27 protein-coding genes are annotated in these 25530 nt (G+C 38.9%); 13 read left to right on the top strand and 14 right to left on the bottom strand.

Annotation, left to right across the window (positions count from 1 at the left end; translation table 11 throughout):
* The first annotated feature begins 189 nt into the window (after nt 1–189).
* A complete protein-coding gene (locus tag ACH6EI_RS05480) occupies nt 190–618 on the top strand; it encodes a hypothetical protein (RefSeq protein ID WP_028414946.1) in 429 nt (142 codons plus the stop codon).
* Between the two features lie 14 nt (nt 619–632).
* Here ACH6EI_RS05480 and ACH6EI_RS05475 read toward each other — a convergent pair whose 3' ends face one another.
* The 4 genes from ACH6EI_RS05475 to ACH6EI_RS05460 all read right to left on the bottom strand — a co-directional run bounded on the left by ACH6EI_RS05475 (nt 633) and on the right by ACH6EI_RS05460 (nt 2629).
* Nucleotides 633–1010: a hypothetical protein gene (locus tag ACH6EI_RS05475; protein WP_397376932.1), complete on the bottom strand. Its 378-nt coding sequence runs from the start codon at nt 1008–1010 to the stop codon at nt 633–635.
* Nucleotides 1011–1159: 149 nt separating this feature from the next.
* Nucleotides 1160–1810 carry an RNA polymerase sporulation sigma factor SigH gene (gene sigH / locus ACH6EI_RS05470; RefSeq protein ID WP_049165990.1) on the bottom strand — a complete coding sequence of 217 codons (651 nt, stop codon included), beginning with the start codon at nt 1808–1810 and terminating at the stop codon, nt 1160–1162.
* A gap of 385 nt (nt 1811–2195) precedes the next feature.
* Nucleotides 2196–2351 carry a DUF3934 family protein gene (locus ACH6EI_RS05465; protein ID WP_162837669.1) on the bottom strand — a complete coding sequence of 52 codons (156 nt, stop codon included), beginning with the start codon at nt 2349–2351 and terminating at the stop codon, nt 2196–2198.
* Nucleotides 2352–2428: 77 nt separating this feature from the next.
* Entirely contained in the window at nt 2429–2629 is a 201-nt protein-coding gene (locus ACH6EI_RS05460; protein ID WP_013058502.1) for a cold-shock protein, read from the bottom strand.
* Nucleotides 2630–3111: 482 nt separating this feature from the next.
* Here ACH6EI_RS05460 and ACH6EI_RS05455 point away from each other — a divergent pair, with 482 nt between their 5' ends.
* Nucleotides 3112–3786, top strand: a complete 675-nt coding sequence (locus ACH6EI_RS05455; RefSeq protein WP_108674277.1) for a hypothetical protein — start codon at nt 3112–3114, stop codon at nt 3784–3786.
* 41 nt (nt 3787–3827) lie between these two features.
* Here the strand turns inward: ACH6EI_RS05455 and ACH6EI_RS05450 are convergent, their stop codons facing one another.
* The 3 genes from ACH6EI_RS05450 to ACH6EI_RS05440 form a co-directional block, all read right to left on the bottom strand.
* On the bottom strand, nt 3828–3941 hold the full coding sequence (locus ACH6EI_RS05450; RefSeq protein ID WP_080754474.1) for a YjcZ family sporulation protein: 114 nt from the start codon (nt 3939–3941) through the stop codon (nt 3828–3830).
* Nucleotides 3942–4130: 189 nt separating this feature from the next.
* Nucleotides 4131–5519, bottom strand: coding sequence for an amino acid permease (locus tag ACH6EI_RS05445; RefSeq protein WP_033579977.1), 1389 nt, complete (start codon nt 5517–5519; stop codon nt 4131–4133).
* Nucleotides 5520–5560: 41 nt separating this feature from the next.
* Nucleotides 5561–6955, bottom strand: a complete 1395-nt coding sequence (locus ACH6EI_RS05440; protein WP_099331228.1) for an amino acid permease — start codon at nt 6953–6955, stop codon at nt 5561–5563.
* 528 nt (nt 6956–7483) lie between these two features.
* On the opposite strand from ACH6EI_RS05440, the gene pruA reads away from it, so the two are divergent.
* The 3 genes from pruA to ACH6EI_RS05425 all read left to right on the top strand — a co-directional run bounded on the left by pruA (nt 7484) and on the right by ACH6EI_RS05425 (nt 11018).
* Nucleotides 7484–9052 carry an L-glutamate gamma-semialdehyde dehydrogenase gene (gene pruA, locus ACH6EI_RS05435; protein ID WP_028414951.1) on the top strand — a complete coding sequence of 523 codons (1569 nt, stop codon included), beginning with the start codon at nt 7484–7486 and terminating at the stop codon, nt 9050–9052.
* Between the two features lie 72 nt (nt 9053–9124).
* The gene (locus tag ACH6EI_RS05430) at nt 9125–10039 is read left to right on the top strand and encodes a proline dehydrogenase family protein (RefSeq protein WP_014458744.1); all 915 of its coding nucleotides are present in this window, start codon (nt 9125–9127) and stop codon (nt 10037–10039) included.
* Between the two features lie 175 nt (nt 10040–10214).
* Nucleotides 10215–11018: a YwqG family protein gene (locus ACH6EI_RS05425; protein WP_028414952.1), complete on the top strand. Its 804-nt coding sequence runs from the start codon at nt 10215–10217 to the stop codon at nt 11016–11018.
* A gap of 57 nt (nt 11019–11075) precedes the next feature.
* On the opposite strand, the gene ACH6EI_RS05420 is transcribed toward ACH6EI_RS05425, so the two are convergent.
* Nucleotides 11076–11597: a YcxB family protein gene (locus ACH6EI_RS05420; protein WP_098999646.1), complete on the bottom strand. Its 522-nt coding sequence runs from the start codon at nt 11595–11597 to the stop codon at nt 11076–11078.
* 172 nt (nt 11598–11769) lie between these two features.
* Between ACH6EI_RS05420 and ACH6EI_RS05415 the strand changes: the two genes are divergently transcribed.
* Entirely contained in the window at nt 11770–12156 is a 387-nt protein-coding gene (locus ACH6EI_RS05415) for a VOC family protein (protein ID WP_098999645.1), read from the top strand.
* Nucleotides 12157–12182: 26 nt separating this feature from the next.
* Here ACH6EI_RS05415 and ACH6EI_RS05410 read toward each other — a convergent pair whose 3' ends face one another.
* On the bottom strand, nt 12183–12335 hold the full coding sequence (locus ACH6EI_RS05410; protein WP_014458740.1) for a hypothetical protein: 153 nt from the start codon (nt 12333–12335) through the stop codon (nt 12183–12185).
* A gap of 190 nt (nt 12336–12525) precedes the next feature.
* Between ACH6EI_RS05410 and spoIIP the strand changes: the two genes are divergently transcribed.
* The gene (gene spoIIP / locus ACH6EI_RS05405) at nt 12526–13710 is read left to right on the top strand and encodes a stage II sporulation protein P (protein WP_034271278.1); all 1185 of its coding nucleotides are present in this window, start codon (nt 12526–12528) and stop codon (nt 13708–13710) included.
* Nucleotides 13711–13966: 256 nt separating this feature from the next.
* Here spoIIP and ACH6EI_RS05400 read toward each other — a convergent pair whose 3' ends face one another.
* The 4 genes from ACH6EI_RS05400 to pgaC all read right to left on the bottom strand — a co-directional run bounded on the left by ACH6EI_RS05400 (nt 13967) and on the right by pgaC (nt 18601).
* Entirely contained in the window at nt 13967–15682 is a 1716-nt protein-coding gene (locus ACH6EI_RS05400; protein WP_028414956.1) for a putative bifunctional diguanylate cyclase/phosphodiesterase, read from the bottom strand.
* 380 nt (nt 15683–16062) lie between these two features.
* Nucleotides 16063–16929, bottom strand: coding sequence for an intercellular adhesin biosynthesis polysaccharide N-deacetylase (icaB, locus tag ACH6EI_RS05395; protein WP_028414957.1), 867 nt, complete (start codon nt 16927–16929; stop codon nt 16063–16065).
* A complete protein-coding gene (gene pgaD / locus ACH6EI_RS05390) occupies nt 16926–17387 on the bottom strand; it encodes a poly-beta-1,6-N-acetyl-D-glucosamine biosynthesis protein PgaD (RefSeq protein WP_028414958.1) in 462 nt (153 codons plus the stop codon). The genes icaB and pgaD overlap by 4 nt, the downstream gene beginning before the upstream one ends.
* Entirely contained in the window at nt 17345–18601 is a 1257-nt protein-coding gene (gene pgaC / locus ACH6EI_RS05385) for a poly-beta-1,6-N-acetyl-D-glucosamine synthase (protein WP_034328181.1), read from the bottom strand. The genes pgaD and pgaC overlap by 43 nt, the downstream gene beginning before the upstream one ends.
* Nucleotides 18602–18894: 293 nt before the next feature.
* On the opposite strand from pgaC, the gene ACH6EI_RS05380 reads away from it, so the two are divergent.
* The 5 genes from ACH6EI_RS05380 (at nt 18895) to ACH6EI_RS05360 (ending at nt 22122) form a co-directional block, all read left to right on the top strand.
* Nucleotides 18895–19416, top strand: a complete 522-nt coding sequence (locus ACH6EI_RS05380; RefSeq protein WP_014458733.1) for a ferritin — start codon at nt 18895–18897, stop codon at nt 19414–19416.
* Between the two features lie 22 nt (nt 19417–19438).
* Complete coding sequence (locus ACH6EI_RS05375; RefSeq protein ID WP_028414960.1) at nt 19439–19639, top strand: hypothetical protein; 201 nt, start codon at nt 19439–19441, stop codon at nt 19637–19639.
* Between the two features lie 142 nt (nt 19640–19781).
* Nucleotides 19782–19937 (top strand): hypothetical protein, encoded by a 156-nt coding sequence (locus tag ACH6EI_RS05370; protein WP_014458731.1) that lies wholly within the window; start codon nt 19782–19784, stop codon nt 19935–19937.
* 475 nt (nt 19938–20412) lie between these two features.
* Nucleotides 20413–21138, top strand: coding sequence for an AbrB/MazE/SpoVT family DNA-binding domain-containing protein (locus ACH6EI_RS05365; RefSeq protein ID WP_108674278.1), 726 nt, complete (start codon nt 20413–20415; stop codon nt 21136–21138).
* A 249-nt stretch (nt 21139–21387) separates the two neighbouring features.
* Nucleotides 21388–22122, top strand: a complete 735-nt coding sequence (locus ACH6EI_RS05360) for a class I SAM-dependent DNA methyltransferase (protein ID WP_049166000.1) — start codon at nt 21388–21390, stop codon at nt 22120–22122.
* Nucleotides 22123–22177: 55 nt separating this feature from the next.
* On the opposite strand, the gene ACH6EI_RS05355 is transcribed toward ACH6EI_RS05360, so the two are convergent.
* Complete coding sequence (locus tag ACH6EI_RS05355; protein ID WP_099331378.1) at nt 22178–23728, bottom strand: ABC transporter substrate-binding protein; 1551 nt, start codon at nt 23726–23728, stop codon at nt 22178–22180.
* 205 nt (nt 23729–23933) lie between these two features.
* Between ACH6EI_RS05355 and ACH6EI_RS05350 the strand changes: the two genes are divergently transcribed.
* Entirely contained in the window at nt 23934–25430 is a 1497-nt protein-coding gene (locus tag ACH6EI_RS05350; RefSeq protein WP_028414964.1) for a gluzincin family metallopeptidase, read from the top strand.
* Nucleotides 25431–25530 lie beyond the last annotated feature (100 nt).

The following is a 25530-nucleotide window of genomic DNA, read 5'->3' as shown; positions in this document are numbered from 1 at the left end:
TGCTGCTAGTTGATGTGTAAAGGCGGCCAAAAAGAGTAAAAATCAGCTGTTTTCTCTCATTTTCTACTAATGATTTACGCTTACACTTCTGTTTTCTTATTCTTTCGTATCACGAAACTTTTTGTATAGATTTACATGCACCTGCAAACTCTGTTAAAGAAGACGAAACAATATGCGGGAGGCTGGTATATGTTTTCACTGCGCGGCGATGCTCATAAAGTCTACCTTAAACTGAAAAAAGCGGCTCATCAAAACCAAAACGCAGAAGATATTGATGAATTAGCGGAAATGGAAGAAATTCGGCAGCTTTACCTTACGCTCGACAGCGCTATTTTACGAAAAGTGTATTACCGAATGACCAAAGAAAAAAACGGCTCCGGCGTCATCCCTATCCTTGTTTCTGCCTTGCCCTGGCTCTTTTTTTTATTTTCGCAGCGGCTGCAGCAATTTTTATTTAAAGACGGCAGCTGGCTTTGGATTATTTTTGTCGTGCTGTATGTTTTTATTCTCATTCCAAGCGTGTTTCTTCATTTCCGTGAACAATCGTGGGCTTCTGTTCATATTGAAATTATTCAAGACATTTTAAAAGATCGTGAAAAAGAGCCGAAACCCCTTTGAGGTCCGGCCCTTTTCTATTCATGTAGCTTATTCATCACTTTTGGAATGACGTGAGACAGTAAAAACCTACCTAAAAGAATCAGCAGGTAAATCATAATGAATTGAAAAACAATGAACACATGATGCGTATGTGCCCAAGCAAGCATATTAGTCGTAGAATAAGCCAATACAACAATTAATAGTAAAAAACACAGTACGTATAAAATACGCTTACCCCAAGAGGTAGCTTTTATTTTCTTTTTAATAAGCCTGCGATGTTGAATTCCCTGTAAGCATATGTAGAGGGTCAATACAAATGTAAGCATATCTCGCATTACGAAAAAAGGAATAAGTCCGATTCCTACAATCATCCACGTTAGCTTGTCATAATGCTTGTCTAGAAAGAAAAACATAAAATCCTCCTTCGAAATTAACGTGCTATTAGTTTAACACATAAAGGAAATTATGGTAAAAACCTAAATTTGCTAAATATTTCAGTGCAGAATAGACACCTATTCAATAAAAAAAGAACCTTATTATCCAATAAGGTCCTCTTTACCTATTATGAAATAGCTTGTCTGCTTTCTACGTCTCGACCTAACTTTCTTTTGATACGCTGCAGCGCGTTGTCAATTGACTTGACGTGCGTGTTTAATTCTTTCGAAATTTCAGCGTATGAATGGCCGTCCATATACAGCGTCAATGCTTTTCTTTCCAATTCACTAAGTGTTTCCGCAATTTTTAACTCGCGGTCTTCCACTTTTTCTTGATGAATCAGCACCGCTTCCGGATTAGCAATTTGATCGCCAGGAATCATATCCATCAGCGTATAGTTTGATTCTTCATCATACAGAGGCTTGTCCAATGAAATGTACGAATTTAACGGACCGTGCTTTTGACGAGTAGCCGTTTTAATCGCCGTAATAATTTGTCTTGTGATACATAACTCCGCAAACCCTTTAAAAGATGTTAGCTTGTCTTCGTTAAAGTCGCGAATTGCTTTGTACAGTCCAATCATTCCTTCTTGGACGATGTCTTCTTTTTCAGCACCAATCAAAAAGTATTTTCTTGCTTTTCCCCTTACAAGATTTTGATACTTATTGATTAAATACTCCAATGATTTTTCGTCTCCGCTGTGAACCATTTCAACCAAAACATGATCTTCTAACATAGCATAATTTTGAACTTTTTCAATTACGATGCCTGCGCTCACTCATATCCCCCCGTTACACTTAGTTGAGTTTTGATGTGTTCTAAACTGATGCATGATCTACTTACTACGACGCTACTGCAATACGGTCCAGAAACGTAAAAAGCGTACAGAGTAAACTGTCGCTTTCCTCTCTCACTTTATGCTCCCCTGCATCTTTCTATAATCTATTATAAAGAAGTATAACCGATAAAAATCAAAAAGGTTGTCGAAATATGAAAGTGTTTGCAAAAAAAATCAATTTTTATAGAAAATTCACACAAATCACTTTATTATTTCATATAGTGACAGCAATCTGTCAAAAAAGCAATAAAAAAATAATTCCATATGAAATAAACTTACTCAAGCAGAGTAAGTCGAAGTTGCAGATGATACTGCGCATATAGGATTAGTTGCCTTCCGGCTTATCAGCATTTTTTGTTCCCTTGCTTTTATAAGGCTTTGCATTTTTCTTCTTTTTTGCACTCGCCTGCCAGCGGTTCCACCCTTTTTTGCCGGTGCCTCGCCCCGTGCCACCTTTACCTTTTGCTTTACTCATACGTATTCCTCCGTTACCTGCGTGTTTGCTACAATAAAAAAAGACCCCGTCCAAAGTCGGAGTCTTTTTTGGATTGCATAAAATTATGCTTTTACAACGTTAGCAGCTTGTGCACCGCGTTGACCTTGCTCGATGTCGAAAGTCACTTTTTGACCTTCGTCTAAAGATTTGAATCCGTCGCCTTGAATTGCGCTGAAATGTACGAATACATCTTCTCCGCCTTCAATTTCGATGAAACCGAAACCTTTTTCTGCATTAAACCATTTTACTGTACCTTCAGTCATACTATTTCCTCCAGTGGTGGAATTACTCCACACATATATTACTACCCTTGCTCAATCGTACTATTTCCAGATAAAAATTTCTATTGAAGAATATTTCTCTTCTTTCAATTTCATACCGAACAAAAATAATTAACCTTAGTGTAACATATCAATTTAGAAATAGCAAGTTTCTGTTCTAAGACAGGCTTTATCCTAATTATGTATCTGTTAAAACCCTCTGTGTAAGCTTTGAGGCTACCGACATTTCTGGATTGTGATGCGCCATAAAGTTTTTTCATTCTGCAATATGTATCATTTGCACAAAAATAAATATTTCATATCCTGTTTTCTAAGAAACTACGACGCTTATAAATGGACATACACATTTTTTATCAATTTATTTCCCACTCTCTCTTCTCCCATGCAATAAAATAACCATTAATTACAAAAAAAGATAATAATAGTATATAATGATACGTGATTTATAGCTAAGGAGGAACAACATGATTCGTGAACGATCACTTTTGATAAAAGGACTCATCTTTTTACTAGCTGTTTTTATCTTAAATATCCCTTTCCCTAACTCAGCGCCGCTTATTAATTCTGTCTTTTCTTTTTTAGGCCTTCCCATTTATGGAAATGAAGAAACAATGACGGGATTCTATTATGCTAACAATGCTTGGGCAATCATACTTTTAACAAGTCTTTTTTTACTTTATAAAAGTTTAAACCGTCATCGTTTAAAACTAACGATTTTAGCTGCATTCATCGTTACTTCCGGCCCTGGGTTTATGATTGAAGTCATGCAAAAGACCGTGTTAACAGGAATGTATGCCGTTTCTTACGATGCTGAAAACAGCAGTTGCACATTCGAGACTAATAAAAGAGAAACCATATTAACGGGAAACTGCAAGCTTTCCTTTGAAAATCACCGTTCAAAGCCTGTTACGTTTGAAGTGGCAATTGATAAGCGCGCTTTTTTTGAAGATGAACAGCCTTTTTTACAAATGATGAATAAGCCTAAACTTCATACCATTACGTTAGAATCAAAGGGGTATCAAACTGTAGAAATTACTTCATCTGTCAAAGTAGCTGATTTACCCTCTAAACTCTATATCGGAGAAATGAACGGCTTTCACGTAAACATTTATCAAAACGGGAAAAAGCGTTATTTATAAGCATTGAAAAAAGCCCTTATAGGGCTTTTTAAATGAGTGAATTACCAGCCAAGGCCTCCGCCGTAGCAGCTGCAGCCGATGATTACTAATAAAATAAATAATACAACTAATAAAGCAAAACCAGATCCATATCCACATCCAGCGTTTCCAGACATACGAACACTTCCTTTTCTTTAGTTACTCTTTCCTCAAGAAAAACGCCGCTTGCATTTCGCTTGAGTTGGATTATCTTATGCCTGAACACGCCGATTTGACTCTGGTTTTTTCTTTTTTCTTTTTCCTTCTTGCCATGCACCTCATTAGTAAAAAAAGAAAATGCTTTTCAGCCCCTCTTACAAAATCATTTATTTCACTAGCTTACGTCTTTCAGAAGACCGTACTTCCGTGCGCTTTCCGATACCTAGTACATAGTAGCTCAGCACGACAATAGCTAAAAAGATAAGCCCGACAATCAGCGATATGCGCGTTTCATCATTAAACCACATGCCTACAAGCACCATAAGTAAAAACGCGATGGTTACGTAGTTCGTCACAGGAGCAAAAGGCATTTTAAATGGATGCTGATCCATCGCCGCTCCTTTTGCTTTTCGAAAACGAATTTGACTAATAAGAATGACAAACCATGGAATCATACCTGGAAGCACGCTCGCGCTGTACACGTACACAAAAACATTTGGCGGAGCAATATAATTTAAGACAACGCCCGCAGCTAACCCAATCATTACCGCAACGGTACTATAAATAGGTACACCGTTTCGAGAAACCTTTGTAAAAAACGCTGGAGCCTGTCCGTTTACGCCTAACGTATAAAGCATGCGTCCTGCGCTGAAAATTCCGCTGTTACATCCAGACATTGCCGCTGTAATGACCACAAAGTTAATGATTCCCGCAGCTGCCGTAATCCCTACTTTCGCAAATGTAGAAACAAACGGACTGCCGAGTGAGTCCAGCTCGTTCCACGGATATACCGTTACAATGATAAAGATGGCACCGATATAAAAGATTAATATACGCCAAATCAAGCTTTGAATCGCGCTTGTTAACGTTTTTTTAGGATCTTTGGCTTCTCCTGCTGTAATTCCAATAAGCTCTACTCCTTGATAGGCAGCAATCACAAGCGACAGCGCAAAGAAAAAGCCGGACCATCCGCCTGTAAAGAAACCGCCGTTTGCCCACAAATTCGATAGTCCAAGCGCTTCTCCCCCGTTTCCAAGACCGAAGAAAACAAGGCCAAGACCGGCAATAATCATGAGAACAATCGTCACGATTTTAATCATTGCAAACCAAAATTCAAACTCTCCAAACGATTTTACTGAGATTAAATTTGCCGCACCGAGAATGATCATGGCGATAATTCCCGGAACCCACGCCGGCAAATGCGGGAACCAGTACTGCATATAAGCTCCGACGGCAATAATTTCTGCCATGCCGACAATGACCCACTGAAACCAGTTGCTCCAAGCCGTAATGTAGCCAGCTAACGGGTGAATATATTTATGACCAAATGTCGCAAATGAACCCGTACTTGGCTCTAAGTAAAGCATTTCACCCATTGCACGCATAATAAAGAAAATAAAGACGCCGCAAATAGCATACGCAAGCAGGACGGATGGCCCCGTCCATTTAATGGTGCTTGCTGAACCCATAAATAACCCTACCCCGATCGTTCCTCCAAGAGCAATCATTTGAATATGACGAGATTCAAGCCCTCTTTTTAACTCTTTGTTTGCCAATTTACTTCCTCCTAGCCCCTCGTGATGATTTTCTCTTCTATTTAAGAGATTCTTTTATTCCCCTGTCCTGATAGGGAATGATCATCTTTTTTCTTTTTCATAAAGAAGTACGAACATACCACAAATACAGCAATCAGCAGCGTGAGATAAAACTGAGTGCGAAGTGAATCAATAAATGCCATCGCAATAAAGATACTTGTGATTGCCGCAATCGTTCCATACGTTAAATAAGGAAACAGCCACATTCTGATTTTTAAAGCTTCTGGCTTTTCTTTTTCGTATTTCTTTCTCATGCGAAGCTGTGAAAAAGCAATAACAAGGTACACAAGAAGCGCTACGCCTCCAGATGCATTTACTAAAAATAAAAAGATTTTATCAGGTGAAAGATAGTTAAAACCAACGCTGATGTAAGAAATCACGGTACATCCTACAATGGCATTAAACGGAATGCCTTTTTTATTCACTTTCAAAAACATGCGCGGCGCGTCTCCTTTTTGCGCCATTGAGTAAAGCATACGAGAACTCGTATATAGACCTGAATTTAAGCAAGAAAGAACAGCAGTCAGTACGATAAAGTTCATAATTTGAGCAGCTGCCGGAACGTTTACCAGCTCTAATATCGAAACAAACGGACTTTTCATCAAGCTTGAAGAATCCCACGGAAGGATTGTTACTAAGATTAAAATGGACCCAAGATAAAAAATTAAAATACGATAAATAACGGTATTTGTTGCGATGGTGATCGCTCGCTCAGGCTGAGCCGATTCTCCAGCCGCTGTTGCGACAATTTCTGTTCCCATAAAAGAAAACATCACAATCGCCACTCCTAAAAAGACGGAGCTGATTCCATTTGGAAGAAATCCTCCTCTATGAAGAAGGTTCGACGCTCCCGGAGACTCTACTCCCGGCATTAAACCGAGGATGATCGCTCCCCCTAAAAGTAAAAACAGCACTAAACTAACTACTTTAATAAGCGAAAACCAGTATTCAAATTCACCAAATGATTTAACAGAGTATAAGTTCGTTAACGTTAATAAAAATGTCAGGAGCAGACTCACACCCCAAGACGGTAGAGATGGAAACCAGTATTGAATAATCGTTGAACCAGCAATCGCTTCAACAGCAATAACAATTACCCAGAAAAACCAGTATAGCCAGCCGATTGTGTAGCCAGCCCACGGTCCAAGCGCTTCTCTGGCATATGTCGCGAACGAACCGCTTGAAGGATTAGCCGTAGACATTTCCCCCAGCATTCGCATCACTAAAATCACCAGCAAACCGGCAAACGCGTACGAAAAAATGGAACCAGGACCTGCTGCGTTAATAAGCGATCCGCTTCCAATGAACAAACCGGCACCAATGATTCCTCCTAAAGAAATCATGGTTATGTGTCGAATTTTTAATTCTTTTTTTAACTCAGGCGGTTGATGACTCATATTAAAATCCTCCTCATAGAAACCGTCATTTAAAGAATTACACGTTCTTCGCATCGCGCGTTAAATATGTAAGCCCTTACAAAATCATGGACAAATAACTGCCGTTTTCCTACCCTCCTTCTATCTGTGCATGCAAATGAAGCTTTCACTTAACGCAAAAGTCAGCTTCATTCGACAAAATCACTTTTCGAATTATATGATAATTTATTTTGAACAACTTTGTCTATTGTTTTTTGATCGAAAAAGTATTTTACCTTACTATCGATAAACTCTTTCTTTTATCGTAATTCTTCACTTCAAAACATCTTTTCATCTACTTACTCATATCCCTTTCTTTTCTTTTTGTTCAAAATCACTATAAAAAACATCGTTTTATTGGCTTTTTAAACAAAAGTGTTTATTTTAAAAATTTTTGAACATTTTTGTTAAAAAACTATGTACAAAACGAGAATAAGGTGATTATAATACAGGTATAGGGTGTTGGAATATTAATTATGTTGTAAATTTTCTAAAAAAGGGGTAATGAAAATGAACACAATGAATATTAACGAAATCAAACAATACAAACACGAGCCTTTCACGGACTTTACGGTTGCTGAAAACAAAGATGCGTTTGAATCTGCATTAGAACTTGTACAATCAGAGCTTGGAAAGGACTATCCTCTTGTAATTGGCGGAGAATTCATTACAACAGAAGATCAAATTCAGTCCATTAACCCAGCAAATAAAGCAGAAGTTATCGGACGCGTGTCAAAAGCAGATCAAGACCTGGCTGAAAAAGCAATGCAAGCAGCACTTTCTACATTTAATACATGGAAAAAAGAAGCGCCGGAAGCTCGCGCTGACATTCTTTTCCGCGCAGCGGACATCATTCGCCGCCGCAAACATGAATTTTCAGCTTACCTTGTAAAAGAAGCAGGAAAGCCGTGGAATGAAGCAGATGCTGATACAGCAGAAGCAATTGACTTCCTTGAATACTACGCTCGCCAAATGGTGCAGCTAAAAGACGGCGCGCCTGTTGAGAGCCGCGAAGGTGAAGAAAATAAATTTAATTACATTCCGCTTGGTGTCGGCGTTATTATTTCACCGTTTAACTTCCCGCTAGCGATCATGGCTGGAACAGCTGCTGCAGCGATCGTAGCAGGAAATACAGTTCTATTAAAACCAGCAAACAACACGCCGGTTATCGCAGCAAAATTTGTAGAAGTAATGAAAGAAGCCGGCCTTCCAGACGGCGTACTGAACTACGTGCCGGGAAGCGGAAGCGAAATTGGCGACTATTTAGTAGATCATCCAAAAACACGCTTTGTTTCATTTACAGGCTCGCGTGAAGTAGGCTGCCGCATCTATGAACGCGCAGCAAAAGTACAGCCTGGTCAAATTTGGCTAAAGCGCGTTATTGCTGAAATGGGTGGTAAAGACACGGTCGTTGTAGATAAAGATGCTGATTTAGATTTAGCTGCTTCTTCTATTGTGTATTCAGCATTTGGCTTCTCTGGACAAAAGTGTTCAGCAGGTTCTCGTGCGGTTGTTCACCAAGACGTATACGATATCGTTCTTGAAAAAGCAGTTGCGCTCACAAAAACATTAACAATGGGCAGCCCTGAAGATGTAAATACGTATATGGGACCTGTTATTGATCAGGCTTCTTTCAACAAAATTACAAAGTACATTGAAATCGGTAAAGAAGAAGGCCGTTTAATGACGGGCGGAGAAGCAGATGATTCAAAAGGCTACTTCATCCAGCCTACGATCATTGCAGATGTAGATGAAAAAGCACGTTTAATGCAAGAAGAAATCTTCGGCCCAGTCGTAGCATTCTGCAAAGCGCGCGACTTCGATCATATGATGGAAATTGCGAACAACACTGACTACGGTTTAACAGGTGCCCTTCTTTCAAATACGCCTGAACACATTGAGCGTGCGAAAGAAGAGTTCCACGTTGGAAACCTTTATTTCAACCGCGGTTGTACAGGTGCCATCGTTGGGTACCAGCCGTTTGGCGGATTTAATATGTCAGGAACAGATTCAAAAGCTGGCGGTCCTGATTACTTGATTCTGCACCTGCAAGCAAAAACAACAAGCACAACGCTTTAATACTCAGTAGAGCAGCCCTAGGCTGCTCTATCTTAAAACAACAAGGGATTTTTTCTATAGGGGGAGATATTTATGTTAGCAGAGGTATCTAAAAATGTGTTTCTTCACGCTTCCCAAAATAAAGCGCTAAACAAAGCGGCGAAAAAATGGGGTCTTCGCTTTGGTGCAGCTCAAGTGGTAGCTGGCGACACAATTGAACATGCGATTAAAAAAGTGCAAGAACTGAATGAAAAAGGACTTGTCTGTACGCTTGATCATTTAGGGGAATTTGTTTCAAGCAGAGAAGAAGCTATCGAAGCAACTCAATATAACGTCAGAACGCTGGAAGCTATGGGCCAAGCCGGTGTAACATGTAACTTATCCGTAAAAATGACGCAGCTTGGTTTAGATATTGACCGCAGTTTTTGCGTTGAGAACATGCGCCGTATTGTTGAAACGGCGAAAAAATACGATAACTTTGTCCGAATCGACATGGAAGACTACGCTCACTGTCAAATGACGCTAGATATTTTACGAGAGCTTCGCGAGACCTATGATAATGTCGGAACAGTTATTCAAGCTTACCTGTTCCGCGCTGAACAAGACGTAAAAGAGCTAAAAGGAGTTCCTCTTCGATTGGTAAAAGGCGCGTATCAAGAATCACCAACCGTGGCGTTTCAAGACAAAGCCCAAATTGATGAGAACTATATGCGAATTATTGAAGAGCATCTGCTTAGCGGAACATACACGGCTATTGCATCTCACGACCACAATATTATTGCAAAAGTAAAAGAGTTCGCTCACAAAAACAACATCCCGCGCACGCAGTTTGAGTTTCAAATGCTGTACGGATTCCGAACAGATATGCAGCTTAGCCTTGCAAAAGAAGGCTATACAATGCGCGTATACGTTCCATTTGGCAACGACTGGTTTGGCTACTTTATGCGCCGCTTAGCCGAAAGACCGCAAAACGTCGCATTTGCTTTAAAAGGATTCTTTTCTAAATAAGCAATCTATTCAGTAAGTATCATAATGAAAACGCTATCATTTCTTTGTACCCTTTGCAGAAGCATCTGCAAAGGGATTTTTTTATACGATTTCTCTTCCCTTTCAGTATGTATTAAGGTAAAATCAAAATACGAACAAACGTTCTTTTTAATTCCAAACAAAAAGGAGAATACACATGAATCCTCTATCAAAATTAGAACTGCCTCCTAAGCTAGAACCTTACCGAACAGAAATCGAAAAAACATGTAAGCCTTACATCCACATCCATACGGTTATGAACAGTCCAAAATTATATGAAAGCAAGTTTGGCGGCAACCCTTACCTTCCTCTAGAAGCAAATCATCCTCTTGATTCTCAGGGCAAGCCGATGCTCCTGATGGCACAAATCAATTTTTCTGACGTGCCTTCCTATGAAAATATGCCCTCTCAAGGCATGCTTCAATTTTTTATTTGTGGAGCTGATAATGAAAACGCCGGCGATGTGTACGGACTTGAATTTGACCATCCTACATCTCAAAAAGACTTTCGCGTCGTTTTTTATGAAGACGTAATAACTGACGAAAAAAAGTTAACAACCGATTTTTCGTATCTTGAAGACATTGACCGAGATATGTTTCCTATTCCTCAAGAAGTGGGCTTACAGTTTGAAATAAGAAGCGAACCCGTTTCCCCTACTGACTATCGCTATAACGCTGTAGAACCAGGTTTTTTTGACGATGAAGAAACGGAAGAAATCTACTGGGATGAAGTGACGGGCGAGTATCATAAAATGGGCGGATACGCTTTTTTCACTCAAACTGATCCAAGGGACTACGATGAAGCGCTGCGAGCATACAATGTTTTGCTTCTTCAATTTGCCATGGACGACGAAGCGGAAATTATGTTTGGCGATGCAGGAGTGGCCAATTTCTTTATTAAAGAAAAAGACCTTCGCAACCGTAACTTTAAAGATGTTTTGTATAACTGGGACTGCTGTTAAAAAAACGCCCTCTTAGATACTTTTCTAAGAGAGCGTTTTTTACATTACTTTTACTACTCAGCCTGTTTTTCTTGCAGCATTCAGCGTTTCTTTAAACTGCTGTAGCGCTTTCACATCTGAAAATGTGTTTGTAGGAATAACATATCCGCTCATTGCGCTAACAAGAATAAAGATATGTTCATCGGTTTCTCTAATTTGAGTGATGCTTGACCAAGGAGTCTTCACTTCTCCTTTTGAGCTTTTCTCTACCAAGCCATCTTCCGTAACCATTATAGTATGCTCACCCGTCAGACTGCTGTTACCTTCTTCATTCATCACCTTTATAATGTTCTTTTTAATACTGCCGTAAAAATACTTCGGATAAAATAAAAACCAAAGCACCGCAAGCAGCGCAAACGCTGCGAACATGCCAAGTAAAAACTCTCCTTTAATCCACGAAACAAGCAAAGGAATAAAAAGAAAAATAAGCGACATCCATCGCTGAACTTTCAGCACTTTTTGTACTCTTTCCGAATGTTGAGCGTGATGCATGTTAAAAGCTACGTAATCATCTTTGGTTAACGTATAGTGATATTCCATATTAATCTCCAATTCTCTTAAATAACAACAAAATAAAATATACCTCATTTGGTTTTATATGTATATAAAATAATGAGTTTTTCTTATGAAACACATCAACTTTTTATCATTTATTTACACATATACATCACGTAAACTTAACTAGTACTTTACTATTTAAGGAGGAATGTTTATGACTTTTACACTGACGCATATTGATCATATTCAGCTAGCAGCACCACCGAACTCAGAAAGCGAAGCACGACACTTTTTCGGAACTGTTCTTGGATTAACAGAAGTCAAAAAGCCGGAAAGTCTAAAAAAGCGCGGCGGCGTTTGGTTTGAATTTGGTTCTTATCAGCTGCATATTGGTGTGGAAACTGCCTTTTCACCTGCAAAAAAAGCGCATCCAGGCTTTCACGTTAAAAATCTACCTGCGTTCAAAGATCATCTGACTAGCTTCGGTATTTCTTTTATAGAAGACCAAAACATTCCCGGCGTCGAAAGAATTTACGTGGCTGATCCTTTTGACAACCGAATAGAGTTTTTAGAGAAAGTGAATCTCCCTTTTTCTAACTGAATGTTCGACAAAACAAGAGCTCTTATTTAAGAGCTCTTGTTTTCTTTTGGTCCTTCTTTTTGCTTTTCTTTCCACAGCATGTATAGCAACAGCCCCAGCAAACAAAATGCCACGCCAAACATTGCTAAAGGAAATAAAAGTGTATTAATAAAATGATGATAAACCCATGAGTCGTTCATCTAACCAGCTCCAATACGCACCGTTTTTTTACAGTATGCCCTAATATAAACTTTTTTATATTGTGTTAAATATCATGGTTTCTATCATATTTCTTTTTCTTTTTAATAGAGTAAATAGTAGATACATAACATTCTCCTCTTAGAGTTCTTATTCGCTGATTTCAAAATTTTATTAGAGGAGGTTTACTCTATGAAAAAAAAGTTCACTGAAAAGCCTAAAAAGCTTTTTTGGATTCTTTCTTATAAATCATTAATTATCGCTATACTATTTGTTCTGTTAACATCTGCCGCTATTTTTACCGTCACGTATTCAACTCTTCAGCATACGCTGCGCTCGAACGTTGTCTATCAAGCGCTATCAAATTATAAAGCTCAAAGCTTGTTCTACTTCATGCATACGGAAAACCATCATTTCTCTCATGCCTTTGAAGAAGACTTCTCCCCGCCTCCTCTTTCTTCTGTCGCCCTTCAGCTTGCGACGAATATTCGCGTGGCGGATACAAGAAGTCTATTTGGATCAGAACTGCCCGGCTTTTCTATTTTTGATTCTCATATTCTGTTAGCCGGTGAAGGAACGGATTATACCACGATTCCTCATGAATCGGCTCCTCCTCTCGAAAGCATTTCTGGAGAGCGTGATTTGGATCCTGCTGAAAGCAAAACGTACGAAGAAAGCAAAAAACAGTCTCAAACACAAGCTAAGCAAAGCACGGGAGACAGAAAAGTTGTGTACATCTACCACACGCACAGCTGGGAATCTTATTTCCCTTTACTTGGTATGCCAGGTGAAGCGAACGAAAATAAAGCAGTAGATAACAAAACCAACATCACGCTCGTTGGTCAAATGCTAGGAATGGAATTAAAAGCAGACGGAATCGGATCGGAAGTAGATACAACCAACATGACGCAAAAGCTGAATGAAAAAGGCTGGGGTACAGGACGAGCCTATGCGATGTCTCGAAGCGTGGTGGAAACAGCTCTTCAGCAAAACCAAGACGTCGATTATTTAATTGATATTCATCGTGATTCACTACGTCAAGAAAAAACAACGGCTACTATCAACGGCAAATCGTACGCTAAAATAATGATTGTATTAGGTGAAGCGAATCCGAAATTTGATGAAAATGTAAAAATGGCTAAAGCGATTCATGAAAAGCTAGAGGAAAAATATCCAGGCCTTAGCCGCGGAGTATTAAGCAAAAAGAAAACAAGCGGCAATAACGGCCTGTATAATCAAGACTTATCCGACCGCTCCATTTTAATTGAAGTAGGCGGCGTCGATAACAATATGGAAGAACTCACAAATACCGTCAAAGCCTTTTCTGATGTGTTCAGCGAGTATTACTGGCAAGCTGAAAAAGTGAATGCGCAGTAAACAAAAACTAGCTACCCCAGGTAGCTAGTTTTTGTTTTTATGAGAGTCACGCTTCTCCTTTTCTTCACACGCAAAGCAGACAAGCTTCCCTTCAACAACCACACCGTTCAAAAATCCCTCTAAACAGTACACGTTCTTTTGACATATCGTGCAGATTCCAACGTACTCTTTCACGACTTTCTCACTCCTTACATACGATTAAAAACCATAAAAAAAGCTCTATTAAAGAGCTTCTTTCCGTACATAGGATTTTCCTTCATTTCAACAAACGGCTCATTTCCTCAGGAGAAAGCGGCTTATCAAATAGATAGCCTTGACCGATATGACAGCCTTGTTCCGTCACAAACTGCAGCTGTTCTTCGTTTTCGATTCCTTCTGCGGTTAGGGCAAAATTAAGTTTTTTCCCCATTTGAATAATCGTTTCCACCAGCACTTTTCCAACTTCATCTAAGTCATCAATAAATGATTTATCAATTTTTAACGTATTGATTGGCAAGTGTTTAAGATAGCTGAGAGAAGAGTAGCACGTTCCGAAATCATCCATCGCCACTTTTATCCCTAGACTCCGCAGGCGGTTTAGCACTTTTTTCGATTCTTGACTGTTTTGAATAACGCTTTCGGTGATTTCAAGTTCTAGAAAGTGCGGATCAAGGCCCGTTTTCTTCAAAATTTGTTCCATGTCCGTTACAAATCGTGAGGACTTCAGCTGAATAGGTGACACGTTCACCCCTATTTTACTCGCTTTTAAATTTATCTCCGTCCATGCTTTCATTTGCTGACATGCTTCTTCTAATACCCATTTGCCAACCGGTACAATCAAACCAACTTCTTCTAAAATGGGCAAAAATTCATTTGGATAGACAGTACCAAATTTTGCGCTATTCCAGCGGATAAGCGCTTCTGCCCCTATGACATCAGACGTTTTCAAATCGATTAACGGCTGATAAACGAGCTGAAACTCATTTCTTTCTAACGCATACTTTAACTCATTCTCCATGCTAATCGTTTTAATGATTTTTTCATTTGATGAAGAAGAACTCATTTCATATGTGTTTCGCCCATTTCGTTTTGCTACATACATCGCAATATCTGCTTGCTTAATTAACCTGTCAATTAGTTCATCTGCGTCTTTTGGAATAATATGCTGCTGACATTCCTTTGAAAATAGGCTGATGCCAACGCTTGTAGAGGTTAGCACTTTATCTCCGTCTATATAAAAAGGAAGCGACATTTCTTTTACAATCTGCTCGGTCATTTCTTCAATTTCCTCAACAGTTTTTAGTGTATGAAGCACTAAAATAAACTCATCGCCCCCGTGCCGCGAGATAAAATCAGAGGACGGAATACATTTTTTTAATCTTTCTGCTACGCGCCTCAGCAGCACATCGCCGTGATGATGGCCAAGCGTATCATTTATTGATTTGAAGCGGTCTAAATCTAAAAATAAAATAGCCAGCAGTTCTGGAGATTCTTCATCTAAAAACAGTTTTTTTAGCTGTTTGTTTAACCAGTAGCGGTTAGGTAAATTAGTTAACGGATCATAATAAGCCATTTGCTTAATTTTTTCTTCATATGCTTTTCGCTTTGTAATATCATTGCGAATTGATACGTACTGATACGGTTTTCCTCGTTCATCTAAAAATGGAACAATGGTTGTATCCACCCAGTAATACGAACCGTCTTTTGCCTTGTTTTTTATTTCTCCGTGCCAGACCTTACCTGAGCTGATTGTACTCCATAACTCTTTAAAAAACCGTTTTGAGTGATGTTTCGAATTAATAATACGATGATCTTGACCGAGAAGCTCATGTCTTTCATATTTAGAAATTTCACAGAATTTATCGTTCACGTGATTGATGAATCCGCGACTATCTGTAATCGCTACAATCGATGATTCATTTAACGCAAGTTCAATATCATTTAGTTTTTTCAGCGCTTCTTTAAATTTATATTCAAAATGCCTGTTTTCCATATCCTATACACCTTTATCAAAATTTTAACGATAAAACAAAACCCATGACGAAATGATAGAGAGGAATCGTGAATAATGAATACAATTTAATTAGCAATGGACAGCGAATTAGTTTGTCCGATTGCCTTACATTCGTAAAATAGTAAGCGTACAATTGCCGCTTTTCCTCTTTACACCTTTACAAACTTCTTACACGCAGTTTGTAAAAGGATTGATAGATAGTTTCGTTTATCCATATCTGTTATCACAACTTTTCTATGGTAACATTAAAATGATTTTTATAGAAATGAAAGTGTACTTTCTTCACGTAATTGACATACCTTTTGATGGTAAACAGAAAAAAGCCTCTGCTTTAGACAGAGGCTTTTTTCACTTTCTTCTCATGAGCTCGTACGCGTCAGCCACGGAAGAATAAGATATTGAAAGGTTTTGTTGTACACAACAATCCGGTTAAGATAATACGGATCGTTGTCTTTTGTAATAACATGAGGAGCTAAAATAGCTGCTTGGTGAAAACCAGCATCTTTCACAATCTTAGCTACGTCATCATTCGTATTGCCGTATGGATAGGCAAAGTAAACGGGGTCTATTCCTAAATGGTTCTTAATCGTTTCTTTGCTTTTTCGTAAATCACGAGCAAACGCGCTGTATTTAGCAGGCGTCAGAAATAAAGGCTTGTCTTCTTCTAAACGGTGCATATCATATGTATGCGAACCGATTGTCGCAAGGCCGCTGTCTTTCATTTCTTTTAGCTGACTCCATGAAGCCATATTTAAATTTTGAAAGTCCTCTGCTCCCACTTGTCCTGCGATTACATATAGCGTAAACGGAATGTTTTCCTTTTTCAAAATTGGAAAAGCGTTTTGATACACGGTACGGTCAATATCGTCAAATGAAATCCATACGCAGCGTTTTGGAAACGTGCCTTTTTGCTGATACGTTTCAATATCTTTTGGCGTAACAAACGTAGCGTCAAGTTCCTTCAGCTTTTTTAACTGTTGTTCAAAATCATTGCTGTAGACGCTGTACTCTGTCAGTTCGTCAGACTTTGTAACTGAGCTGACAATTCGATTAAACCAATTATGCTTGCGCACGCGATGATAATTTAAGCCTAAGCATCCGTTCGTCTCAAGCGCTGGCTCCACGGTCGTTGTTGCTTTCGCCTTATCTTCCCAGTTCACTACTTTAAAGAAAATAAAGCCAACTACCGCTGCCGCAATTAAAAGAAAGAATACATATTTCTTCATGCGTGCTTCCTCTCCTCAGTATGTTTTAACGGATTAACATCAAACTCGATGTACTGTGCACGCTGAAGCTCTTGAATTTGATCCTTCGATAAAAGCTCAAGACGCTCTAAATCTTTAATACTCGTATACGCCGGCTCTTTTCGTCGGTTTAAGCTTCCAAATCTCTTTTTGTTGTAGAATCTCCATAAAAACAGAGCCAGGAAAAAGAAGCAAAAAATAGCGAGTCCAATTACTAAAAACGTTCGAATTTCGCCGTTCGTCGTTTTGAACGCAATTTTTAATACCCCGCTGTAACGGTCATTTACGCCGATAACAGCTGAAAGGAAAAACCAAAGAACAATGGCACAATACATCCAAAAAACAGATGAAACAATGATGCTTATCACGAATCGAGCAAGAGGCTGCTTAGCTTGAATCATGATTTGCTCTTCGTTAAGCCGCGGTCTGGACTGCTCCATGTGGCATAGCCTCCTTTCACTCTAGATCTGATAGCACGAGGAAATGCGCCCACTACCACAATCGTATTGACAATCCAGTAAAGCGCTGGGTACCATGCAGCCCAGACGTAATACCGCTTCACGTTGTCGTATTTCGAATCAATTTTCAGCGCAATAAACAGCTGAATTAAGCTCATAAATACAAGGGAAAATGACGTAAACGTAAACCAAAACAGTATGTCTTGAGGACTGTTCGCGGTAACAAGCAGCATGATCGTCACAAACAGCCATGCGAATGACCAAAGAGTACTGATCCACTGCTCTAGGTATACAATCCAAATTCTGCGCTGCTTCCATTTTAATAACACTTTCCAGTGGCGAAGCATTACCTCTTGCCCACCTTGAGCCCAACGTACTCGCTGCTTCCAAATTCCTTTTAAGGTTTCGGGCACAAGCATCCAGCACAATGCCCGCGGTTCATAGCGGATATCCCAAAAGCGCTGCTGCAGCTTCCAGCTTACGGCGATATCTTCCGTAATCATGTCACGATCCCACAGCCCGACGTCCACAAGTGCTTTCTTTCGAAAAGCCACTACTACGCCTGAGACCGTCATTACTTTTCCTAAAATTCGCTGTGTTCGTTTAATAGAACCGATAATAGAAGAATACTCAACTAGCTGAATGCGACTCAGCAGCGTATTACGGTTTCGAATGCGCGGATTTCCGGTAACGGCTCCCAGCCGTTCCCCTTTATGAAGAAAATGATGGATTAGATAATACGGAGCGTCTTGATCTAAAATAGCGTCTGAATCTAAGCAGATTAAAAACTCAGCTTTAGATGCGTGCGCACCTAAATGCAACGCGTTGGCTTTTCCTTTATTTTCATAAAGCTGAATCACACGAACTTCAGGGTGATTCCTGCTGATTTCCTTTAAAATATCAGCTGTTCCATCGGTGCTTCCATCGTTAATAAGGATGATTTCTTTAGACGGATAATCTAACGCCAAAAGGTGCTTAAGCGTTTCTTCAATCGTTTCTTCTTCATTATAGCAAGGCACTAAAAAGCTCACTAACGGCCAATCAACTGTTGAAAAATCAACTTTAGGATCTCGGTCGCGATAGCGTATGTAAATAAGCGTGCCCGCAATCCAAAATAAAGACATAATAAATGGATACCAGAAAACAAAGCTCGCGAGCTTTTCAAATCCAGGTATTAATACGTGTTGCATATTCATTTTTCTGACTCCTTCATACCAATTAAAATTGCACAGAGTGACAATTTTATCATTAAATTGGTTAAATAGAACATAGTAATTTTAACCATCTAAAAAAAGAGTCTTTTAAACTACGTTTATTCCTATATTATACAACCCCTTTATGTAAGTAAGAAGCACCAATAAAGGATGGGCAAGTTACCTACTTAAAGAAGTGACATATAGTATCACTATAGATTTCTTTCACCATAAAAAACGTGAGGGTTGCAGCTAGTATATGAAAGAAATTCTTTCCCTAAGGAGGAATAACAAATATGAACGAACAAATTCAAAAACTGCTCAATAACTTAATTCAACTTGAACACGTCTCTTCAACTTTGTACCTAGCTATGTCTAACTATATGAATCGATTAAACTATAAAGGAATGGGCAGCTGGCTACGCCTGCAGTCTGAAGAAGAACGCACTCATATGCTAAAACTTATTGACTACTTAGTTGACCGCGGCGGAACGGTTGAATTAAGTTCTTTACCTGCTCAGCCAAGTGAGTTTGGGACACCGTTAGAAACGTTTCAAAAAGTATTGGAGCATGAAAAGTTCGTCACAAATTCTTATCGTCAAGCGTTTCAATTTATCAGCCAAGCGAACGATCCTCAAACCCTAGTCATCGTGCAGGACTTTTTGAGAGAACAAGTCGATGAAGAAGCTCAGGCTCAGACAATTGTAGACCGCTTAAAAATTGCTCAAAATAACCCTGCAGCTATTTTTATACTCGATCAAGAACTAGGACAGCGAAAAGCTGCGCCGGCGGCGGGCGGAGCAGCTGCGCAAGGTTAAACGCGCAGAAGAGCACCGAACAATGTACAAAAACAATACCACGCCTCCCGTTTCCTTGTTTCGAGTTGGGATTCATCACGGCTATTATGGCTACCCGCCCAATGTGTATGACGCCATTCAAAGACTTATGAATCAATATATGCATCAGCTTCACTATCATCGTCCTCAGTACGTTCACGTGTACTACGTGCACCCTTCTCTTATTCACTACTACCTTCACTGAGTGGAGGAAAACAGGAATTTTGTTTCATGAAGAAATTCACCGCTTTTCCACCTAATTCAGGAATTCCAATCAAAAATATGGATATTTATGCTAATATAAAATTTGTTAATCATATAAAGAAATAATATTAGCGGGGTGTCATATGGATAATCAATACGTTGTAGGATGGGGAACGCTGGCTCTAATTAATGCCGGATTAGCGCAAGGTAAAAATCGAACCGGTCTGAACTGGTTCTTATTATCTCTTGCTTTAGGACCGCTTGCTACCTTCATCTTACTGCTGGTTGAAAAACGATAAAATTAGCTCAAAGCTCATTACATTGAGCTTTTTTCTTTATCCTTTAACTATGACTTGAGCCCAAAAGGTGTAAAAAAAGCATTGCGTGAAATTTTTTTCTTGGCTTAATATGCATAAATCTATTCATTATTCAGACTGAATTCCGCTGTATTTTTTTGTTTAAAAACCTCTATCTACTCTTTTTAAAAAAGATACTACCTCTTTTTAAGGTTTTTTTTCCTACAATAAAACCAAAAGAAAGAAAAACACTTCTATTTCTATGTTTTTTTTAATTAATAGATTAGCTGTTTTCTTCAGATTATTATTCTTTACACGAGACACATGTACATCTACTGAACCCGGTTAAACTTCCTGTATTTCGCAATCTGTACGATGAATAAATACTCATTTGCTTCATTTGACAAAGAAATAAATGCTGTGTAATTTAAGTAACATACCCCATCTAAACTGTTTTTAGAAAGGATTAAGTAGCAAGATGCGTACAAAAAAAGAAGAGTGTATAATTGACGAAATGGGAAGAGTATCCCTTCCTTCTTTGTTTATGCAACTAACGAAACTCGAGACGAACGACAAAGTTCTTTTACGGAGCTGTGATGATTGGATTATTATTGATCATCATGATGAAAATGTCCCCGTTCCTTCTCATATCTTCATTCGAACAATTGACCATATGGGTAGAATAGTCATTCCAAGATCCCTGCGAGATGACTATGAACTTAAGCCCTTTGATTATGTAGAACTATACGTAGTAGAACAGCAAATTGTTATGAAAAAAAGAGACGAAAAAACGATAGCGCTTTCAAAAAAACCTGGGGCGCCTCCTCCTTATTATGCAACATTAACCGGACGGCAGATTCAGCTCACTTCTGAACTTTTAACGTCAGTCGAATTGGATGCAAACATGGAGGTTCAATTTTTTATTAACAAAGAAAATAACATTGTGATTCAAAAATACGAAATGAATTTCGGTGAAAAAACGACTTTAATATTTACGGCTCAATCTCGAAAAATTGATGAACGTTTTCGACTTACCATTCCTAAAAAGCTGCGAGATGATTTCTCCATCCACTCAGGTACGATGTTAAAAATCAAGACAGGTAATAAGCAGCTCATTTTAGAAAAAGTAGAGCATGAAAAAGAGATTAGCAGCGCATTATCTCAGCAAATAGACGCAGCAATTGTTGAAAAGTTACCGAAATAAGACCGACGCCAAAAACAAATGGTTCCTTACGACTTCAAAGCAAAAGCTAAGAGTTATGCATAGACTGACCCTTTCTATACTCAACTCTTAGCTTTTAGACTTATCTTCCATAGACGTGTACAAGTTTGTTACTCCACATGATAGCACTTCTCCAAAATAAAACGCTATTTCCATATCCATCAAAATCATTGTAAATAATTTGAATATATGATTATAATAAGGTACTTTGCATAAAGGAGGCTGATTTAGTTGAAGATCTCAACAGGAGCTGAATTTTACGATAATGACGAGACGTTTTTGGCCTATACAAAACGCCGGCAGCAAAAAGAAAATGCGAATGATACGATTGAAAAACCAGCTATTCTACAGCTTCTAGGTGATGTTACAGATGCAAACATTTTAGACTTAGGGTGTGGAAACGCTGGGTTTGGCGTGGAGCTTCTTGAACAGGGATGTTTCTCTTATACCGGAGTAGACGGCTCGATCAATATGATAAACGCAGCTCAGCAACAGCTTTCAACCTATCCAAATGCAGGAGTGATTCATGAACCGATGGAGCACTATACTCCACCCCGTGACAAATACGATTTAGTTACCGCAAGACTGTCTCTTCACTATATCGAAGACTTAGCTTCCATTTTCATTAAAGTGAATCAAGCACTCAAACCTGAAGGAAGATTTGTTTTTTCCGTTGAACATCCAGTCATTACTTCTACTCTTCAGCCTTCCGCTCTACGCACAAACTGGACGGTGGATAACTACTTCTTCACGGGATTCCGTCAGCAACACTGGATGGGTGGATACGTTCAAAAGTATCATCGCACCCTTGAAGAGTACTTTTCTTTGATGCAGCAAAGCGGATTCACCGTTACAAATTTAACAGAAGCATGTCCTCAAAAAGAACATTTCGACAGCGCTGAAACTTACGAGCGTCGAATGCGTATTCCTTTGTTTTTACTAATGAGCGGTGTGAAAAATAGATAAACGAAAGACCCTTTGCTTTCCGGCAAAGGGTCTTCGTAACTTTCTTTAATATATGTTATTTATTCACGCTCACGTTATAAAATACAGGGCCTAAATTAAAATCATAGCCTTTTACATGTGTAGACACGGCGTTAATATTGACTTTATGACCAATTAACGTAAACGGAAGCTCATCCCATACGTATTTCTGCGTAGCATCAATGGCTGGTCTCGCATCTTTTACAGAAGCAGCCGCTTTAATTTTATCTAAGTACTTTGTTGATTTCTCAACAGGAGCGCCCCCTGACGTCCAAAATCCTTGGAAAATGGTTGAACGCGCCGCCCAGTCTACCGGGTAAATATCCCATGCTTTAGGATCATTTACTTTATCTGTAAACGTTGCCCAGTCATACACTTCTAGCTTTACTTTTACACCGATTTTTTCAAGCTCTTGCTGGACGATAACAGCCGTATTGTACTGATCTTGATAATCGCGTGAAGTTAAAAGACGCAGTTCCTGCCCGCTGTATCCAGCTCTTTTCAAATAGCTTTTTGCTTTCTTTTCATCATGCTGATTGTACTCTTCTTTTCCTGCTTCACTGTAATAGTTAGGAAATTTTTTATTCACAATCGATGAAGTCAGTTCATAATAATCGGAATCGCCGTATGAACTTGATAAAATATCTTTTGCATTAATCGTGGCATTTACAGCTTTTCTAGCATTTAAATCGCTAAAGAACCCTTCTTGCGTGTTATAAAATAAACCAATAAATCCTCCTGGAGCCAGCTTGTTCTTAACGTTTTGCGTACTTTCAATTTGTGCCGCATTGTCGCTTGAAACACCTAAGGCAATATCAAACTGTCCAGCTGTAATGCCTGAAATTCTAGTAGATTCATCGCTTAAAAAACTAATTTTAATTTCATCTACGTGAGGAGTCTTTTTAATTTTTCGTCCTTTTGAAGAATAATCTTTAAATCTCTCTAGCGTGATATATTGATTCTTTTTCCATTCCTTCAATTTAAATGGCCCTGTGCCAACGAACTCAGTAGCTCCTTCAGCAGGTGCTTTTTCGATAATTTCTTTTGGAAAAATAGCGGCTGCCGGAATTGGATCTGCTAGCAGTGCCAGCGTATTCACGTTCGGTGTTTTCAAATGAAGCTCAACCGTATAGTCTCCTGTTCTTTTAACTTGTGCACCAACAAAGTTTGTTTTGCCAAGTGAAGACAGCTTAATCCAGCGGTTAATCGAAGCTTCTACATCGTCCGCTGTCATTTCCTTTCCGTTATGAAACTTTACGCCTTTTCGCAGCTGAAACGTGTAGACTTTTTTATCATCGCTTATATCAATTTTTTCTGCTAAATCAGGCTCTACATTGCCTTTACTATCAAAAATAACAAGTCCTTCGTAAATATTTCGCGCCGCATCTTTAACTGAAGAATTTCCAGTAATCTGAGAATCTAAAGTTGTTGGCTCGCTTTGAAACGCAATGTTTAGCGTACCTCCGTCTTTTTGAGCGGCACTGGTGCTTTTATCGCCTGAGCTTGCTTGATTATTGCTGCACCCGGCAACAAATAAAGCAATCACAATAAATAATAACCATTTCACCTTAACCTGTTTCAACGTCATTCTCCCAATAATTAAAATCACTTTTTAAAACCCACTATTTTTGTAAGGTTAGTAGGAATATAAACCATCCTACCACCTTTCCATTTGTTTGTGAAATTAGCAAAATTAAACTGTTTCTTTGCAATTACTGATTCAATTTGTCTTGTTTCAATTCTCAATTCTTAGTATGTTTATAAGTAAAGTATTTTATCTAAAGGAGGATATTATGAACTCTGCCATCCGTCTTCATACTAAAGAACATATTGCAACGATTGAACACTACAAACAAGCTTTATCTCTTCTATCATGGGACGCAAAAACATCCGCTCCTCTTAACAGTCAAAAGCAGCATGCAACCATTCAAGGCACGCTTTCCAAAGAGTTTTATTTGTTGCAAACAGATCCAGCCTTTGCAAAAGAATTGCAGCATCTTCAAGAACAAAATCTAAGTCAAATACAGCAAAAACAAGTACAGCACTATTGGAATATCTATCAAAAACTTTCCGCTGTACCACTGGAAGACTATCATCAATTTTCTGTTTTAAAAGCTTCTACTCATGCTCTTTGGTCACAGGCTAGAGAGCAAAATAACTTTAAGCTCGTTGAAGACAACCTGCAGCAGCTGATTCATATGCATAAAAGATTTGCGGAGTACCGTAATCCTCACCTCGCTCCTTACGAACAGCTTTTAGAAGAATATGAGCCTGAAATTTCTAGTGAAACCATCGAGTCGCTTTTTCAACAAATTAAATATGCTATTCTTCCTTTGCTGACAAAAATCAAACGCTCCTCGGTTACACATGATACATCGTTTCTCCACGAATCGTTTTCGGTCGAAAATCAGCAAAAGCTCGGAAAACACCTGCTAACTGCGATTGGCTATAACTTTAAGTCGGGACAAATAGGCACCACTAGCCACCCGTTTAGTGCAGGCATTCACCCTCACGATGCAAGGCTTGCAGTAAGATACGACGAACACAATGTAAAACTGGCAGCTTTTATGTTTTTACATGAAGGCGGACATTCTATTTATAATCAGCAAATTAGCTCTGAGTTGCTTGACACAGGGTTAGGCGCATACACGTCTATGGGACTGCATGAATCTCAATCTCTTTTTTGGGAACGCATCATCGGAAAACATGAAGGGTTTTGGAGAAATCACGCTCACTTATTCAAAGAGTTAGAACCTGCGATCTACGGTAATATTTCATTTGAAACTCTTTACTTTGCCTTAAATGAAGTCACACCTTCTCTTATTCGTTTGCAAGCAGATGACCTTACGTATCTGCTGCATATTATCATTCGCTACGAGCTAGAAAGAGATTTATTCGCTGACAAGCTTCGCGTCTCGGATCTTCCTTCCGCATGGAATACAAAATATGAAGCGTACTTAGGAATCAAACCAGAAACGGACATTGACGGAGTATTGCAGGATGGCCACTGGTACGGAGGAGCGTTTGGCTACTTTCCTTCCTACAATATAGGCTTCATTTATGCAGCTCAGCTAAGAGAAGCCGTGATCAAAGACCACCCTGACTTTGATGAAATCATTTCGAGTCAAAATCTATCGCTTATAGCAGACTGGCAAAAACAGCATATTCACCAGTATGGAAAACTAAAGACGCCAAAAGAGATATTAACTGGTCTTTCTATAGATAGAATTGATGCTCAGCCGTTAATTAATTATTTGACGAAAAAGTATGAAGAGTTGTATAAACTTTAAATTTACCAATCCATTTATTTTATAAAATTTTGATAGCGTAAATACAGTAAACCCCTATAGACATGACGAAAAAAGCATCAAAGCCTTTTGTTAGAGAAAC

Source organism: Priestia sp. JSM ZJ58 (genome assembly GCF_044383985.1).
GTDB classification, from domain to species: domain Bacteria; phylum Bacillota; class Bacilli; order Bacillales; family Bacillaceae_H; genus Priestia; species Priestia zanthoxyli.
Note: the sequence above shows the minus strand (reverse complement) of the source record. Positions and strands in the feature narration are given on the sequence as shown.

Coding starts and splice junctions, on each gene's coding strand:
- ACH6EI_RS05480 (WP_028414946.1), top strand. CDS start 190: ATGTTTTCACTGCGCGGCGATGCTCATAAAGTCTACCTTAAACTGAAA.
- ACH6EI_RS05475 (WP_397376932.1), bottom strand. CDS start 1,010: ATGTTTTTCTTTCTAGACAAGCATTATGACAAGCTAACGTGGATGATT.
- ACH6EI_RS05460 (WP_013058502.1), bottom strand. CDS start 2,629: ATGACTGAAGGTACAGTAAAATGGTTTAATGCAGAAAAAGGTTTCGGT.
- ACH6EI_RS05455 (WP_108674277.1), top strand. CDS start 3,112: ATGATTCGTGAACGATCACTTTTGATAAAAGGACTCATCTTTTTACTA.
- ACH6EI_RS05450 (WP_080754474.1), bottom strand. CDS start 3,941: ATGTCTGGAAACGCTGGATGTGGATATGGATCTGGTTTTGCTTTATTA.
- ACH6EI_RS05440 (WP_099331228.1), bottom strand. CDS start 6,955: ATGAGTCATCAACCGCCTGAGTTAAAAAAAGAATTAAAAATTCGACAC.
- pruA (WP_028414951.1), top strand. CDS start 7,484: ATGAACACAATGAATATTAACGAAATCAAACAATACAAACACGAGCCT.
- ACH6EI_RS05430 (WP_014458744.1), top strand. CDS start 9,125: ATGTTAGCAGAGGTATCTAAAAATGTGTTTCTTCACGCTTCCCAAAAT.
- ACH6EI_RS05425 (WP_028414952.1), top strand. CDS start 10,215: ATGAATCCTCTATCAAAATTAGAACTGCCTCCTAAGCTAGAACCTTAC.
- ACH6EI_RS05420 (WP_098999646.1), bottom strand. CDS start 11,597: ATGGAATATCACTATACGTTAACCAAAGATGATTACGTAGCTTTTAAC.
- ACH6EI_RS05415 (WP_098999645.1), top strand. CDS start 11,770: ATGACTTTTACACTGACGCATATTGATCATATTCAGCTAGCAGCACCA.
- ACH6EI_RS05410 (WP_014458740.1), bottom strand. CDS start 12,335: ATGAACGACTCATGGGTTTATCATCATTTTATTAATACACTTTTATTT.
- spoIIP (WP_034271278.1), top strand. CDS start 12,526: ATGAAAAAAAAGTTCACTGAAAAGCCTAAAAAGCTTTTTTGGATTCTT.
- ACH6EI_RS05400 (WP_028414956.1), bottom strand. CDS start 15,682: ATGGAAAACAGGCATTTTGAATATAAATTTAAAGAAGCGCTGAAAAAA.
- icaB (WP_028414957.1), bottom strand. CDS start 16,929: ATGAAGAAATATGTATTCTTTCTTTTAATTGCGGCAGCGGTAGTTGGC.
- pgaD (WP_028414958.1), bottom strand. CDS start 17,387: ATGGAGCAGTCCAGACCGCGGCTTAACGAAGAGCAAATCATGATTCAA.
- pgaC (WP_034328181.1), bottom strand. CDS start 18,601: ATGAATATGCAACACGTATTAATACCTGGATTTGAAAAGCTCGCGAGC.
- ACH6EI_RS05380 (WP_014458733.1), top strand. CDS start 18,895: ATGAACGAACAAATTCAAAAACTGCTCAATAACTTAATTCAACTTGAA.
- ACH6EI_RS05375 (WP_028414960.1), top strand. CDS start 19,439: ATGTACAAAAACAATACCACGCCTCCCGTTTCCTTGTTTCGAGTTGGG.
- ACH6EI_RS05370 (WP_014458731.1), top strand. CDS start 19,782: ATGGATAATCAATACGTTGTAGGATGGGGAACGCTGGCTCTAATTAAT.
- ACH6EI_RS05365 (WP_108674278.1), top strand. CDS start 20,413: ATGCGTACAAAAAAAGAAGAGTGTATAATTGACGAAATGGGAAGAGTA.
- ACH6EI_RS05355 (WP_099331378.1), bottom strand. CDS start 23,728: ATGACGTTGAAACAGGTTAAGGTGAAATGGTTATTATTTATTGTGATT.
- ACH6EI_RS05350 (WP_028414964.1), top strand. CDS start 23,934: ATGAACTCTGCCATCCGTCTTCATACTAAAGAACATATTGCAACGATT.